At 45.2% G+C, this 13,814-nt stretch carries 10 protein-coding genes and 1 tRNA gene; 7 read left to right on the top strand and 4 right to left on the bottom strand.

The features are described from left to right. Nucleotides 1-31 precede the first annotated feature (31 nt). From HMPREF9304_RS10200 to HMPREF9304_RS10185, 4 genes are all read left to right on the top strand, one after another. The gene (locus HMPREF9304_RS10200) at nt 32-799 is read left to right on the top strand and encodes a hypothetical protein (protein WP_036928747.1); all 768 of its coding nucleotides are present in this window, start codon (nt 32-34) and stop codon (nt 797-799) included. Between the two features lie 267 nt (nt 800-1,066). Beyond that, nucleotides 1,067-1,148: transfer RNA gene (locus HMPREF9304_RS10195), tRNA-Leu, on the top strand. 849 nt (nt 1,149-1,997) lie between these two features. Further along, on the top strand, nt 1,998-4,661 hold the full coding sequence (mutS, locus tag HMPREF9304_RS10190) for a DNA mismatch repair protein MutS (RefSeq protein ID WP_036928745.1): 2,664 nt from the start codon (nt 1,998-2,000) through the stop codon (nt 4,659-4,661). Between the two features lie 19 nt (nt 4,662-4,680). After that, a complete protein-coding gene (locus HMPREF9304_RS10185) occupies nt 4,681-6,003 on the top strand; it encodes an alpha-L-fucosidase (protein ID WP_036928744.1) in 1,323 nt (440 codons plus the stop codon). A 139-nt stretch (nt 6,004-6,142) separates the two neighbouring features. Here the strand turns inward: HMPREF9304_RS10185 and HMPREF9304_RS10180 are convergent, their stop codons facing one another. From HMPREF9304_RS10180 to ychF, 3 genes are all read right to left on the bottom strand, one after another. Continuing rightward, the gene (locus tag HMPREF9304_RS10180) at nt 6,143-8,530 is read right to left on the bottom strand and encodes a DUF4982 domain-containing protein (protein WP_036928742.1); all 2,388 of its coding nucleotides are present in this window, start codon (nt 8,528-8,530) and stop codon (nt 6,143-6,145) included. A 103-nt stretch (nt 8,531-8,633) separates the two neighbouring features. Beyond that, nucleotides 8,634-9,482, bottom strand: coding sequence for a prolipoprotein diacylglyceryl transferase (lgt, locus tag HMPREF9304_RS10175; protein WP_036928739.1), 849 nt, complete (start codon nt 9,480-9,482; stop codon nt 8,634-8,636). Between the two features lie 67 nt (nt 9,483-9,549). Beyond that, complete coding sequence (gene ychF, locus HMPREF9304_RS10170; RefSeq protein WP_036928736.1) at nt 9,550-10,653, bottom strand: redox-regulated ATPase YchF; 1,104 nt, start codon at nt 10,651-10,653, stop codon at nt 9,550-9,552. Nucleotides 10,654-11,694: 1,041 nt separating this feature from the next. Between ychF and HMPREF9304_RS14490 the strand changes: the two genes are divergently transcribed. The 3 genes from HMPREF9304_RS14490 to HMPREF9304_RS10155 all read left to right on the top strand — a co-directional run bounded on the left by HMPREF9304_RS14490 (nt 11,695) and on the right by HMPREF9304_RS10155 (nt 12,626). Beyond that, nucleotides 11,695-11,838 (top strand): hypothetical protein, encoded by a 144-nt coding sequence (locus HMPREF9304_RS14490; protein WP_156104805.1) that lies wholly within the window; start codon nt 11,695-11,697, stop codon nt 11,836-11,838. 152 nt (nt 11,839-11,990) lie between these two features. Continuing rightward, nucleotides 11,991-12,308: a type II toxin-antitoxin system RelE/ParE family toxin gene (locus HMPREF9304_RS10160; RefSeq protein ID WP_036928732.1), complete on the top strand. Its 318-nt coding sequence runs from the start codon at nt 11,991-11,993 to the stop codon at nt 12,306-12,308. 6 nt (nt 12,309-12,314) lie between these two features. Then, on the top strand, nt 12,315-12,626 hold the full coding sequence (locus tag HMPREF9304_RS10155) for a HigA family addiction module antitoxin (RefSeq protein WP_036928731.1): 312 nt from the start codon (nt 12,315-12,317) through the stop codon (nt 12,624-12,626). A 220-nt stretch (nt 12,627-12,846) separates the two neighbouring features. Here the strand turns inward: HMPREF9304_RS10155 and HMPREF9304_RS10150 are convergent. After that, nucleotides 12,847-13,814 (bottom strand): BspA family leucine-rich repeat surface protein (locus tag HMPREF9304_RS10150; RefSeq protein ID WP_036928729.1); only part of this gene is annotated, 968 nt, incomplete at its 5' end.

Here is a 13,814-nt window from a genome sequence, read left to right as displayed (position 1 = left end):
GGTTCATGTTAAAAAATACTACCTTTGCAGAATGATGAGTTATCAATGCAAGATAGGATGTATAGGTCTCGTTACGGCTTTAATTATTTGTAGTTGTAACGAGCAAAAGCAGCTCCATCCTATGAGTTCGTCTCTTTCCAGTAACGATGCGATGGTAGACACAACTCAGATTTATCATCATATTACTTTGGATTCAACCGAGCAGTTACAAATCTATTATCCACATTTCAAGCGCATAGATTTGGTGTGTGGAACGATGCCACAGCCAACGGATACATCAGTTATCATGGTGTGTGCGGCAGCGTTTACGGGTCAAGTTAAAAAGGAATTCAGCCATGAAAATATAGCTGGAAACCATATCAGCGGAGGAGTTTACCATAAAGGCTACCCTTGTAAGGCAAACACAGGTGCTTTTGTGTATGCACATCGCCAATGGAAGTTTGTTTATCAGGATTACGCAGTCGAAGTGGCACAGGCAGCTGATGAAAGTGGTATGGGTTTTGGACAAATGATGTTAATCAATAACGGACTACGTATGCCTGCCAATGTTGTGGGAAAGAATATTTGTCGGGCTTTGTGCGAGCGCAAGAGAAAACTGTGTATAATAGACTCGCGGCAGCCTTTGTTGCTCATCGATTTCATCAAATTTTTAGGTAGATACGGTGTTACACAAGCCTTATACTTAGATATGGGTGAGGGTTGGAATTACTCTTGGTATCGTAACAATCAAGGAATTGTGCAGTACATACATCCAAAAAAGCAAGATTACGGTACCAATTGGATTACCTTTTACCGATAATTAAGAACGCTATACAGATGGTATTTGTCTTCTTCTCATGAAAAAAATACCAGCAAATAAAGTTAATAAGCGAATTCTAAGCCGTGGTGTGTCAATAAAATTCAGCGTTATTACCCTTATTTCTACGATTCGTTGGTTAGCTAATCATTAAGAAAAATCCCTTCTACAGCAACAAGTTCAGCAACGATAAAAAACATTTATAGCAAACTTTTATTAAAAATGTTTGCTGCATTCGAAAAAACCTTTTATCTTTGCACCCGCATTTAAGCCCAGATGGCGGAATTGGTAGACGCGCTGGTCTCAAACACCAGTGGGGCAACCCATCCCGGTTCGAGCCCGGGTCTGGGTACAAATAACGGCTGATACTCTATGAGTTGTCAGCCGTTATTATTTTACTGGGTATAAACAGGGTATAAACAAACGACAATATCTCCTGCATTTTATTACTAAAGTTTCGGGATGTAGACTTGGTCATCAATACTTATGTTTCTTTCATTTAAGAAAAGTGGTTGGTGGTGAAAAACAATCTTTTTTCTTTTGTTTCAATAATAATTACTCCTTCAATGAAAAATTTGTGTTGTTTACAGTTTGTTATTTTTGGCTGAGGAAACAAGAGCTTTTGTCCTATAAATTTACCAAAAATCGACCATCTAAAATCTTCAAAATAGAAAATTTTAATAGGTAAACGGGATGCAAAAATGGGCTGATTTGAGAAAAATAAACGTCTTTTCAAGTTGGAACATGGAAATAGCGCCCTTGGAAACACTCTTTAAGTGTGTTATTCACATACAGTAGCAGCATTAAAGCATGTAAATAATGGTGCTATCTCAATGCTTCAGCCGACAAAAAGTGGTAAAAATAGGAAAGAAAAGAGATGGTATAAGCGTAATGTCTTATATAACAACAGGTTATGAAACTCGCTCATAACTCGCGTATTTGCGACCAACTTTGCCATTGGATGTTTTCACGCGAGTTTTGAGAGGCACTTTGTAAAGATAATTCAGCATTAATTTTCCTTCAATGTAGCATATCAATAGGTTTACAAATGTTGTTTTATTGGTGTTTTTTCGTTGTAAAAATACGATTCTAAAATGAAAGTGCTGCGATGAATAACTTATTGCTTACTAAAAATGACTCAATTATTTTGCCTACCAATCGTTTTTTGATAACTTTGTAAATTCAATAGAAATATTCCCCTATGGCACAGAAAGATAAAGGTCTTACACCAATGATGAAACAGTTTTTCAGCATGAAGCGGCAGCACCCCGATGCGCTGTTGCTCTTTCGGTGTGGCGACTTTTACGAAACGTATGGCGATGATGCCATTGAGGGTTCGCGCATCTTGGGCATCACGCTCACGAAGAGAAACAATGGTGGCAATAGTGGCGAAACAGCGATGGCTGGTTTTCCGCACCATGCCCTTGATACCTATCTGCCCAAACTGATAAGGGCTGGCAAGCGCGTGGCTATTTGCGACCAATTAGAAGACCCGAAGAAAAAGCGAGAGGAACTGAAAGGTAAGAAGGGACTTTCCGCCACTGACAAGATGGTGAAGCGTGGCATTACCGAGTTAGTGACGCCGGGTGTGGCGATGGGGGATAATGTGTTGAACTACAAGGAAAATAACTTCTTGGCAGCGGTACATTTTGGCAAGGCGGCTTGTGGCGTGAGTTTTTTGGACATTTCAACAGGCGAATTTCTCACAGGTGAGGGTACTTATGACTATGTAGAGAAATTATTGGGCAGCTTTGCGCCCAAAGAAGTGCTGTACGACCGCAATGACAAGCGCAATTTTGATACCCATTTTGGCACCAAATACTGTGTCTTTGAATTGGAAGACTGGGTGTTTACCGAACAGAGCGCACGCCAACGACTGCTCAAGCATTTTGGCACCAAGTCGCTGAAAGGCTTTGGTGTAGAGCACATGAAAAGCGGTATCGTGGCTTCGGGCGCCATTTTGCAGTATTTGGAGATTACCCAACATACCAATATCGGGCACATCACGTCGCTTGCTCGTATCGAAGAAGAACGCTACGTGCGGTTGGACAAGTTTACCATTCATTCACTCGAGCTGATTGACACCATGCAAGAGGGGGGACGGTCGTTGCTGAATATCATCGACAAGACCATCACACCCATGGGAGGACGTATGCTTCGCCGCTGGATGGTGTTTCCCCTGAAGGACGTAACGCCCATTCAACAACGCTTGGATGTGGTGGATTATTTCTTCAAAGCCCCCGATTTCCGACAGTTGGTGGGTGAACAATTTCAACGCATAGGCGACCTTGAACGCATTATCTCAAAGGTGGCTGTGGGCAGAGTGTCGCCCCGAGAGGTGGTACAATTGAAGAATGCGCTGCAAGCCTTGCAACCCGTGAAGGCTGCCTGCATGAAAGCATCGAACGAGAGCTTGCGGAGAATTGGCGAACAGTTGCAACTTTGCGAGACCATTCGCGATCGCATTGAACACGAGATACAACCCGATCCGCCTTTGTTGGTGAACAAGGGAGGGGTGATAGCCGATGGTTATGATACCGAACTCGACGAGCTGCGACAAATATCGCGCAACGGTAAGGATTATCTGATACAGATACAGGAGCGTGAGGTAGAGCGGACAGGCATCGCATCGCTGAAGGTGGGATATAACAACGTATTCGGGTATTACCTCGAGGTGCGCAACATGTATAAGGACAAAGTGCCAGAGAGCTGGGTTCGCAAGCAAACATTGGCACAGGCAGAACGCTACATTACTGAGGAACTGAAGGCTTATGAGGAGAAAATATTGGGGGCTGACGAGCGCATCATGATGTTAGAGGACAAGCTGTTTCGTGAACTCATTGTCGATATGCAACCGTACATTCCGCAGATACAGCTTGATGCCAACCTGATAGCCCATTTGGATTGTCTGCTTGGCTTTGCGCAGGTGGCGGAGGAAAACCAGTATGTGCGTCCGCAAATAGACGCTACCGATGTCCTTGACATCAAGCAAGGTCGCCACCCAGTCATCGAGATGCAGCTGCCCTTAGGTGAGACTTACGTGCCTAACGACATCTACTTAGATGCGGAGAAACAGCAGGTTATGATGATTACAGGACCCAATATGGCTGGAAAGTCGGCGCTGTTGCGCCAAACGGCGTTGATAGTACTATTGGCACAGATAGGGTGTTTCGTGCCTGCAGAGAGCGCTAAAATAGGTTTAGTGGATAAAATTTTCACACGTGTAGGGGCTTCTGACAATATTTCCTTGGGTGAATCGACCTTCATGGTGGAGATGACAGAGGCGGCAAATATCCTAAACAACGTGACCAACAGGTCGTTGGTGCTCTTCGATGAGTTGGGTAGAGGAACGTCTACATACGATGGTATCTCCATTGCGTGGGCGATTGTGGAGTACTTGCACGAGCAACCGAGGGCACGAGCGCGCACGCTTTTTGCCACACACTACCATGAATTGAACGAAATGGAGAAGCATTTCCCGAGGATTCACAATTACAATGTGAGTGTGAAAGAGGCAGATGGCAAGGTGATTTTCATGCGTAAGTTGGAACGTGGCGGCTCAGAACACAGCTTTGGTATTCATGTGGCTGAGATTGCAGGCATGCCACGAAGCATCGTCAAACGCTCTAATGAAATTCTAAAACAATTAGAGTCGGATAACAGTCAGGTGGGTTCGGTGGGCAAGCCCAACCTGAAACATTTGGAAGAGAACAGGGAAGGCATGCAGTTGAGCTTCTTTCAACTGGACGACCCTGTGCTGTGTCAGGTGCGCGATGAGATACTCGGCCTTGACATCAACAACCTTACGCCCATGGAGGCATTGAACAAACTCAACGAAATCAAGAAAATCATTGGGGCAGAATAACCAAATAACATTCTAATATATGAATCAATTATTTTCCTTGGCATTGGCTTTGTGCTTGTCAGTGTCAGCTTTTGCACAATCGGTAGCTACGACAACGAAAGCTCATGATTATCAACCAACGGCAGAGAATATGGCTTCGCGTCAAGCGTTTCAAGATGCTAAGTTTGGTATTTTCCTGCATTGGGGCTTGTATAGCATGTTGGCAACGGGCGAGTGGACCATGACCAACAAGAATTTGAACTACAAAGAGTATGCTAAACTGGCAGGGGGTTTTTATCCTTCTCGGTTCAATGCAGCTGCTTGGGTATCGGCAATCAAGGCGTCGGGAGCGAAGTATATTTGCTTTACCACCCGTCATCATGAGGGATTCTCTATGTTCAAGACTCGGTATTCTGACTATAATATCGTAGATGCAACCCCTTTCAAGCGCGACATCTTGAAGGAGTTGGCAGACGAATGTCACAAACAAGGCATCCGACTGCATCTGTATTATTCGCATATTGACTGGTACAGAGAGGATGCAGTGTGGGGAAGAACAGGACGAGGAACAGGGCGTCCCAACCCTCAAGGCAATTGGCAGCACTATTATGCGTTTATGAACAACCAACTTACCGAACTCTTAACCAACTATGGAAAGATTGGTGCGATATGGTTTGACGGTTGGTGGGACCAGCAACCCGATTTCGATTGGCAACTGGAAGGGCAATATCAGCTCATTCATCGCTTACAACCTGCGTGCTTGGTGGGTAACAATCATCACACCACTCCTTTTCAAGGCGAGGACATTCAGATATTCGAACGAGATTTACCTGGTGAGAACAATGCTGGTTTGTCGGGACAAGACATCAGTAGGTTGCCGTTGGAAACGTGCGAGACCATGAATGGTATGTGGGGATATAAGATTACCGACCAGGACTATAAGTCGGACACTACCTTGATACGTTACATCGTCAAAGCGGCTGGCATGAACGCCAACCTGTTGATGAACATTGGCCCACAGCCCGATGGTGAACTCCCTGCTGTGGCTTTGGAACGCTTGCAGAAGGTGGGACAGTGGATGAAAGTGTATGGAGAAACGATTTATGGCACTCGAGGGGGCATGGTGAAGCCTCACGATTGGGGTGTTACCACGCAGAAAGGCAATCGTCTCTTTGTGCATATTCTAAATCTGCACGACCGTAGTTTGCTATTGCCCATTGGCAAACAGCGCATCAAGAAAGCCTTTGTCTATGACACCAAACAGCCAGTAAAGGTGGAAAGATGTCAGACAGGGGTGGTGCTTACCTTGCCAACAGCATTGTCGAAGGATTGCATTGATAAGATTATAGAGGTACAATTTTAGGGAAATTGAGGTTGATCTGTTACCTTTTTATGCATAAGAATAATGACGCAGTACGCCTCAAACGCACTGCGTCATTTTAGATATAGGGGAAAGAGGGGTGAAATAGGAACCCCCTTCCTTAACCATCTCTTTCTTTCATTTACAGCGTGTGCTGTGCGCTGATTCCTAATTGAGGGGCTTTGACGGTTAAATGCACCTGTCCTTTCAGTCCGTTGCTTTGCACTGTTACCACCAATTTGCCGTGGAAAAGGTGCATATTGGGCAAGTGGAAAGGCTCTAATGACGTGGCGTCGCCATTGCAGACAGCCTTGAAACGGGCAGCACCTGACACTTCAAAGAGCAATAGGTCGTTGGCATCGGGACAGAGGTTGCCGTCTTTGTCTACCATACTAATGGTGTAATACAGCAAGTCCTTGCCGTCGTTTGCGAGCTGTTGCTTGTCTACTTCAATCTTGAGTGCATGAGGCGCACCAGCGGTGTGAATGGTTTGTTGAGCCACTTCCTTGCCCTTTTCATCGTAAGCCACTACCTTCAGTTCGCCTGGCTCATACACTACGTTGTTCCAACGCAAGCGGTAGCGGTCTAATTTGGATGCCTTGTTCTTCTTGATGCGTCCTTGACTCTTGCCATTGACAAAGAGTTCAGCCTCGGGATAACTCGTATAACAGTACACGGGTGTTACTTTTCCCTCACGTCCATGCCATGTCCAATGTGGCAAAATGTGTAGGGTGGGAGAGGAAGTGTTCCACACCGAGCGATACAGGTAATAGCGATCTTTGGGCAAGCCTGCTAAGTCGACTGGTGCAAAGTAGCTGCTTCGTGAGGGCCAATAGCTGTAATAAGGAGTGGGTTCACCGATGTAATCGATGCCTGTCCACACAAATTGACCGATAGAGTAGGGCAGGTCGTCTTGTTTGGTAAAGTCTTCATCGGGGTAACTGCCCCAACTCACCTTCTCCACGTCGTACGATGAGCATTGTCCGTCATCGTAGGTAGCCATGTTTTTCTCTTCTACAGGGAATTTATATACCCCTCTTGAACTCACTGCTGACGATGTTTCCGAACCCAACAAGAACCCTTGTGGCAGCTTGTCGATGAGTCTTTCGTAAAGGAAGACACGGTAATTAAAGCCCGGTACGTCTGTGGCAGCATAGAAACCGCAATTGGCGCTGCCCTCTGGATTGTCCACACCGCAAGTGACGGTGCGTGTAGAATCGAGGCTATGGCAAAATTTCACCATGGCTTTGGCGCGCTCTGTGCCCTGCTGGTTGGCTTGTTCGGGTATCTCGTTGCCAATGCTCCACATCACGATAGATGGATGATTGCGATGCCCTAAAATCAGATTTGTAAGGTCTTTGCGCCACCATTCATCGTAAAATCGATTGTAACCATTCTTTACCTTTGGCTCTTTCCAAGCGTCAAAGCTCTCTGCCATGACCATCATCCCCATGGAGTCGCACACCTGCATTTGCATTTGCGAAGGCATGTTGTGCGCAGTACGGATGGCATCTACACCCATATCTTTCATGATGCGTATCTGTCGAATCATGGCAGCCTTGTTGGCAGCCGCACCAAGAGGTCCTAAATCGTGGTGTAGACAAACGCCCTTGAACTTTCGTGTGATGCCATTGAGCTGAAAACCGTGTTCTTTCGTAATGGATATGGTGCGGATTCCCACCTGTTGTGAGGTCGCATCCAAGGTTTTGCTGCCTCGTTTCACGCAGATTTGTAACGTGTAGAGATAGGGATGTTCGGGACTCCAAAGTTGTGGATTCTTGATGTTGAACGTCGTTGCCACATCCCCTTTCGCATCGTTTTCCACCGTATTCTGTGCAACCGTCCTACCGTCTTTGTCTTTTAGGATAATGTGCGTCTTGAGTTTGTCGTTCTCTCTGAGTCCTTTGGTTTGTGCATTCACGGCAATCTCTGCTCCCTGTTGCGAAACAGAGAGGGTGCGGAAATACGTTTGCCAAGGGTCTATATAGGTTTTATTGGTCGTTATCAGCGTGACTGGGCGGTATAGTCCAGCTCCCGGATACCATCTGCTGCTCTCCTCCAAGTTGTTCAGTTTGACCAGTATCTCATTGTCCCCACGTTTTAAGTAGGGCGTTATATCGATGCGAAAAGCGTTGTATCCATATGCCCACCGACCCGCTTCCGTGCCATTGACATAGACAACTGGTTCGCTCATGGCACCATCGAAATAAAGTTCTGTGCGTGCATCGAGGTCGCGCACGTTGATGGTGGTGCGATATTCGCCACGTCCCAACCAAGGCAGTCCACCCGAACGTCCCGTGTGCCATATAGGGGTGCGTTGTCCATCTTGCGTGATACCCAAGAATTGGCGGTCCCACTGCTTGTCAAATGGTCCTTTGATAGCCCAGTCGTGTGGCACTGTTACTGGTTGCCAAGCATCGCCATTGCGAGAGAATTGCCATGAGGAAAGTTCTTTTTCCACTCTGTTTTGTGCCATGGAAGCACCACTCAAGGCTAAGAACGCCAATAAGGTAAAGGTTTTGTTAGTCATGAATAAAAGGTTTGTTAATCGTTATTTTGTTCATCAGCACCCACCTTCTTTCTTTCAAAATAGGGTGGATGCTTCGGTAAGTCTTAGTGTAGGGGAGAAAATATTATTTCGCTCCCAACTTTTTCATCCATTTTCCACCCCTCATGCAGGCAATGCCAAGGATGATGAAAGGAATGCTCAGCAGTTGTCCCATGTTGAAAATCATGCCCGACTCGAAGTCAACTTGTATATCCTTGGTGTATTCTATGAAGAAGCGGAACGTGAAAATGAGGGTCAGACACAAGCCGAAATAGAAGCCAGTGCCCACCTCTTTGGAGGTTCGCTTGTAGAAATGCAGCATGACGAAGAAGAAGAAAAAGTAGGCAATCGCCTCGTACAACTGTCCTGGGTGGCGTGGCGTCATGTCTACCCGCTCAAAAATAAAAGCCCAAGGCACATTGGTTGGTGTGCCGATAATCTCGCTGTTCATGAGGTTGCCCAAACGGATAAAGCACGCAGTGATAGGAGTGGCGATGGCAATGTCGTCGAGTACATGCCACAAGTTCATGCCTGTTTTGCGATAGTACAGATAGAGTGCCACCATGAGTCCTATCGTACCACCATGCGAAGCCAATCCCTCGTACCCTGTAAACTTCCATGAACCGTCTGCCATTTGGTGAATAGGCAGGAACATTTCGACGACATGCGTCCACGAAGACAAAAAGTATTCGGGCTGATAGAACAAGCAGTGTCCCAATCGGGCACCGATTAAAATGCCTAAAAAGCAATACATAAACAGCGGATCGAAATACGCATCCTTCACCTTTTGGTCTTTATAGAGCCATTTCACGATGAAGTATGCCAAGGCAAGTCCTATCAACCAGCAAGTTGAATACCAACGAATGGCAAAATTGCCGATGCGGAATATCTCTAAATCAGGATTCCACAGGATGTAAAGTAGATGGTCTATCATATTGTTTTGTTATTGGGCTTATTGGGCTTATTGGGCCTATTAGCCTTATTAGCCTAATTGTCGATTGTTAAACATTAAATCTAAAGTGCATGATGTCACCGTCTTGCACCACATATTCCTTGCCCTCGATACCTAATTTTCCAGCTTCACGGACGGCACTCTCGCTGCCATATTTGATGTAATCATCGTATTTGATGACCTCTGCCCGGATGAAACCTTTCTCAAAATCGGTATGGATGACGCCCGCACATTGTGGCGCTTTCCAGCCTTTGTGGTACGTCCAAGCCTTTACCTCCATTTCGCCAGCCGTGATGAAGGTTTGCAGGTTGAGCAGCGAATAAGCCTTTTTGATGAGGCGGTTCACGCCACTTTCGGTCAATCCCAACTCTTCTAAAAACATTTGCTTGTCCTCGTAGGTCTCCAAAGACGCAATATCCTCTTCTGTCTTGGCGGCAATCACCATGGCTTCGGCACCCTCTTCTTGGGCAATTTTCTCTATTTGGGCACTATAAGCGTTGCCCTCTTTGGCACTTGCCTCGTCCACATTGCACACATACAGCACGGGTTTGGTGGTCAGCAGAAACAGGTTGTGCGCAGCCTCCTCTTCCTCTTTGGTATCGAACGACACCGTCCGTGCGTTCTTTCCTTGTTCCAACACCTCCTTGTAGGCTTCTAATACGGTAACAAGCGTCTTGGCTTCCTTGTTGCCCGAAGCAGCTATTTTTTGCTGTTTGCATAGTTGTGCCTCAATGGTTTCCAAGTCTTTGAGTTGCAATTCAGTGTCAATCACCTCTTTGTCACTGACGGGATTCACCGCCATACCGCCTTCGCGTACCACGTTGTCATCGTCGAAACAGCGGATAACGTGTATCAGCGCATCACATTCGCGTATGTTTCCCAAGAATTTATTGCCCAAGCCTTCGCCTTTGGACGCTCCCTTTACCAATCCTGCAATATCCACTATCTCGCATGTGGCAGGCACAATGCGTCCCGGATGCACAATCTCTGCCAATTTGGTGAGCCGTTCATCGGGTACTGTTATCACGCCCACGTTGGGCTCAATCGTACAAAAAGGAAAATTTGCTGCCTGTGCCTTGGCACTCGACAAGCAGTTGAATAGGGTAGACTTGCCCACGTTTGGCAACCCTACAATACCACATTTTAATGACATGTCGTTATTTCAATATAATTGTATACAATGCAAAGATAGTGCAAGCCGAAGACAAAGAAAGCTTGTTTGCTTTGTTAAGGCGCAGCCTATCTTCTGCAAAGATAGTGCAAAATTTCGATTTAGTGAGCCAAATGAGAATTTATTCTTCATTTGCGAGCGTGAGAAATTTATCCAAAATTTCGATTGAACGAGTTAAATGAGAATTTATTCTTTCATTTGCGAGCGTGAGAAATTTATCTAAAATTTCGATTGAACGAGTTAAATGTGTATTTATTCTTTCATTTGCGAGCGTGAGAAATTTATCCAAAATTTTGTTTGAGCATTTTTTCATTCTTTTTCTTCTTGCTCAAGGTAGCCGTTGCTTTTGTCCTATTATTTTACCAAAAATCGACCATCTAAAATCTTCAAAATAGAAAAAATCAATAGGCAAACGCTCTACAAAAATGTGTTGATTTTGGCAAAATAAACGTCTTTTCAAGTGAAAATGTTGACTTAACGGTCTTGGAAACATGTATTAGAGGTGTTATTCACATGCAACAACAGCCTTAAAGCATGCAAATAGTGGGACTATCTCAATGCTTCAGCCGCCAAAAAGCGGTAAAAATAGGAAAGAAAAGAGTTGATGTTGGCGTAATGTTCACAATAACAACGAATTACAAACCTCGCTCATTACTCGCGTATTTGCGACCCACTTTGCCGTTGGTTGTTTTGATGCGAGTTTTGAGAAGCACTTTGTAAAGAAAATTCAGCATCTATTTTTCTCCAAAACAGCGTTTCACTCATTATACATTTGCCATGATGTGGGTGCTTTTTGTTGCATCAATATTGCTCTTCAATAATGGCGCTGTGCTCTTTTGTGTGCGAGACGAATTTACTCAAAAATTCGAGTTACCGATGCTCTGTCTCAACAATAATTGCTACATTTGCCACCACAACATTGCATACCCCAACATTGATGAATACTTTATTTAGCAAAAAATCAACACGTGAACAGCGCATATACCGTGTCACTATAGCAGGCAGTTTGATAAACATGTTTTATTGATTTTTAAGTTCACAGTCGGAATCTTGGGAGCATTGGCTGCCACGATTGCTGATTTGTATCGTGCAGCTATCCATGAGAGGAACGCTCACCGACACAATAGGGAATATATAAGTAAGATAGAGAGTGTCACCAGTCTGTAGAAATATAGAAAAGCTAATATTTTTCTTCGCAAAAATTGCGAACATTCAAAAAGTATGATTATCTTTGCAGAAGATAGGCTGCGCCTTAACAAAGCAAACAAGTTTTCTTTGTGTTCGGCTTGCACTATCATTGCACAAAAGAATAGGTAAGGATGGAAATAACCTTTGAGCAAGACTATCTACGAGAATTGTTCTATGAGGGCAGGGTCAAGGATAAGAAGCACCGCTTTCAGCCTCAGATTGTACGAAAGTACATCAAAGTCCTGAACCTCATGGAGTCGCTTGACAGCACGCAAGACCTGTATCGCTTCACATCACTTCATTACGAGAAATTGGTTGGAGATAAGGCAGGTCGTGAGTCGGTGCGGGTTAATGATCAATATCGCATAGAGTTTCGTTCGGAAACAGTCGGTAAGGAAAGGCTGATTACCATTTGCAACATCTTGGAATTGTCAAACCATTATAAATAAATAGATATGGCAAGTTTAGGTTATGGCTTTTATCCGACACACCCTGGTGAGGTGTTGAAGGATGAACTTGAAGCTAGGGGCATCTCGCAGCGTAAGTTTGCAGATAGTATTGGTATGGGCTATTCCGTACTGAATGAGATATTGAATGGTCGTCGCTCACTGAGCACCACCACCGCACTGATGTTTGAGGCTGCCTTAGATGTTCCAGCAGAGTCGCTGATGAAATTGCAGCTGAAATACAATATGCAAACGGCGAGAACGGATAAAACATTGGCAGATAAGCTGAAAGAGATTGCACGGGCAGCTGCGCTACTTTGATGATTGTCCCTTAGAAGAATTTACTTACCCCTACTGAATTGAAGATAATCGGTGCCACCCGTAGGGGCGTGATTTATCACGCTCAGAAACATATCCGGGAAATGGTGTGATGCTTCTGGAATTTATCTCCGTCGTTGTTTGTAACCATTCGAAAACACTCCACTCCGTCTCTCCTATAGGAGGATGGAGTGGAGTGTTTCGTTAGGTTGGGATAGAACTTCTATTTCTGAATATATTTCTTTCCGTTCTTAATGACGATGCCTTTGTAGCTCTCGTTCACACGACTGCCACTGAGGTCGTATGCTTTTTCCTCGCCTGCCCGGTCGGCAGTCTTCACGTAGTCAATACCTGTAGTCTTGCTTGTGAAGTAACCCGTGGTGGGGTTAGCCATCTCAATGCCCGTTTTGCTTGCATCGTACGAAGTGTAGGTACCTTTCAGCTGCGTACAGTCATAAAACATCCTTTTATCATTAACTTTATGACCATCTTCCCAGTTACGGTTGCAGAAAATCGTGGCCAGGGACTCGCAGCCATAGAACATGCCGCCCATGTGGGTGACGTTTTCGGTATTGAAGTTGCTCACATCGAGCGATGTCAATGCCTTGCAGTGTAGGAACATGCCGTCCATGTAAGTGACCTTTTCGGTGTCGAAATTGCTCACATCGAGCGATGTCAATGCCTTGCAGCCATTGAACATATTGCTCATGTCGGTGACCTTTTGGGTGTTGAATTTACTCACATCGAGCGATGTCAATGCCTCGCAGCCAGCGAACATGCCGCCCATATCCGTGACGTTTTGGGTATTGAATTTGCTCACATTGAGCGATGTTAATGCCTGGCAGCCAGAGAACATGCAAGACATGTTGGTGACGTTTTCGGTGTTAAGGTTACTCACATCGAGCGATGTCAATGCCTCGCAGCCAGAGAACATGCTGCCCATGTAAGTGACGTTTTGGGTATTGAAGTTGCTCACATCGAGCGATGTCAATGCCTTGCAGTCACGGAACATGCCAATCATGCTGGTGACGTTTTGGGTGTTGAAGTTGCTTACTTCGAGCGATGTCAATGCCTTGCATCCCGAGAACATACCGCTCATGTTGCTGACGTTTTGGGTATTGAATTTGCTCACATCGAGCGATGTCAATGCCTGGCAGCCAGAGAACATACCGCTCATGTTGCTGACGTTTT

Source organism: Hoylesella timonensis S9-PR14 (assembly GCF_000762405.1).
In the GTDB taxonomy this organism is placed as follows: Bacteria; Bacteroidota; Bacteroidia; order Bacteroidales; family Bacteroidaceae; genus Prevotella; species Prevotella timonensis_A.
This window is presented reverse-complemented; position numbering and strand designations above follow the sequence as displayed.

Bases quoted from the DNA above. Each gene is read 5' to 3' on its own strand.
- lgt (WP_036928739.1), bottom strand. From the start codon at position 9,482: ATGATAGACCATCTACTTTACATCCTGTGGAATCCTGATTTAGAGATA.
- mutS (WP_036928745.1), top strand. From the start codon at position 1,998: ATGGCACAGAAAGATAAAGGTCTTACACCAATGATGAAACAGTTTTTC.
- HMPREF9304_RS10200 (WP_036928747.1), top strand. From the start codon at position 32: ATGATGAGTTATCAATGCAAGATAGGATGTATAGGTCTCGTTACGGCT.
- ychF (WP_036928736.1), bottom strand. From the start codon at position 10,653: ATGTCATTAAAATGTGGTATTGTAGGGTTGCCAAACGTGGGCAAGTCT.
- HMPREF9304_RS10180 (WP_036928742.1), bottom strand. From the start codon at position 8,530: ATGACTAACAAAACCTTTACCTTATTGGCGTTCTTAGCCTTGAGTGGT.
- HMPREF9304_RS10160 (WP_036928732.1), top strand. From the start codon at position 11,991: ATGGAAATAACCTTTGAGCAAGACTATCTACGAGAATTGTTCTATGAG.
- HMPREF9304_RS10185 (WP_036928744.1), top strand. From the start codon at position 4,681: ATGAATCAATTATTTTCCTTGGCATTGGCTTTGTGCTTGTCAGTGTCA.
- HMPREF9304_RS10155 (WP_036928731.1), top strand. From the start codon at position 12,315: ATGGCAAGTTTAGGTTATGGCTTTTATCCGACACACCCTGGTGAGGTG.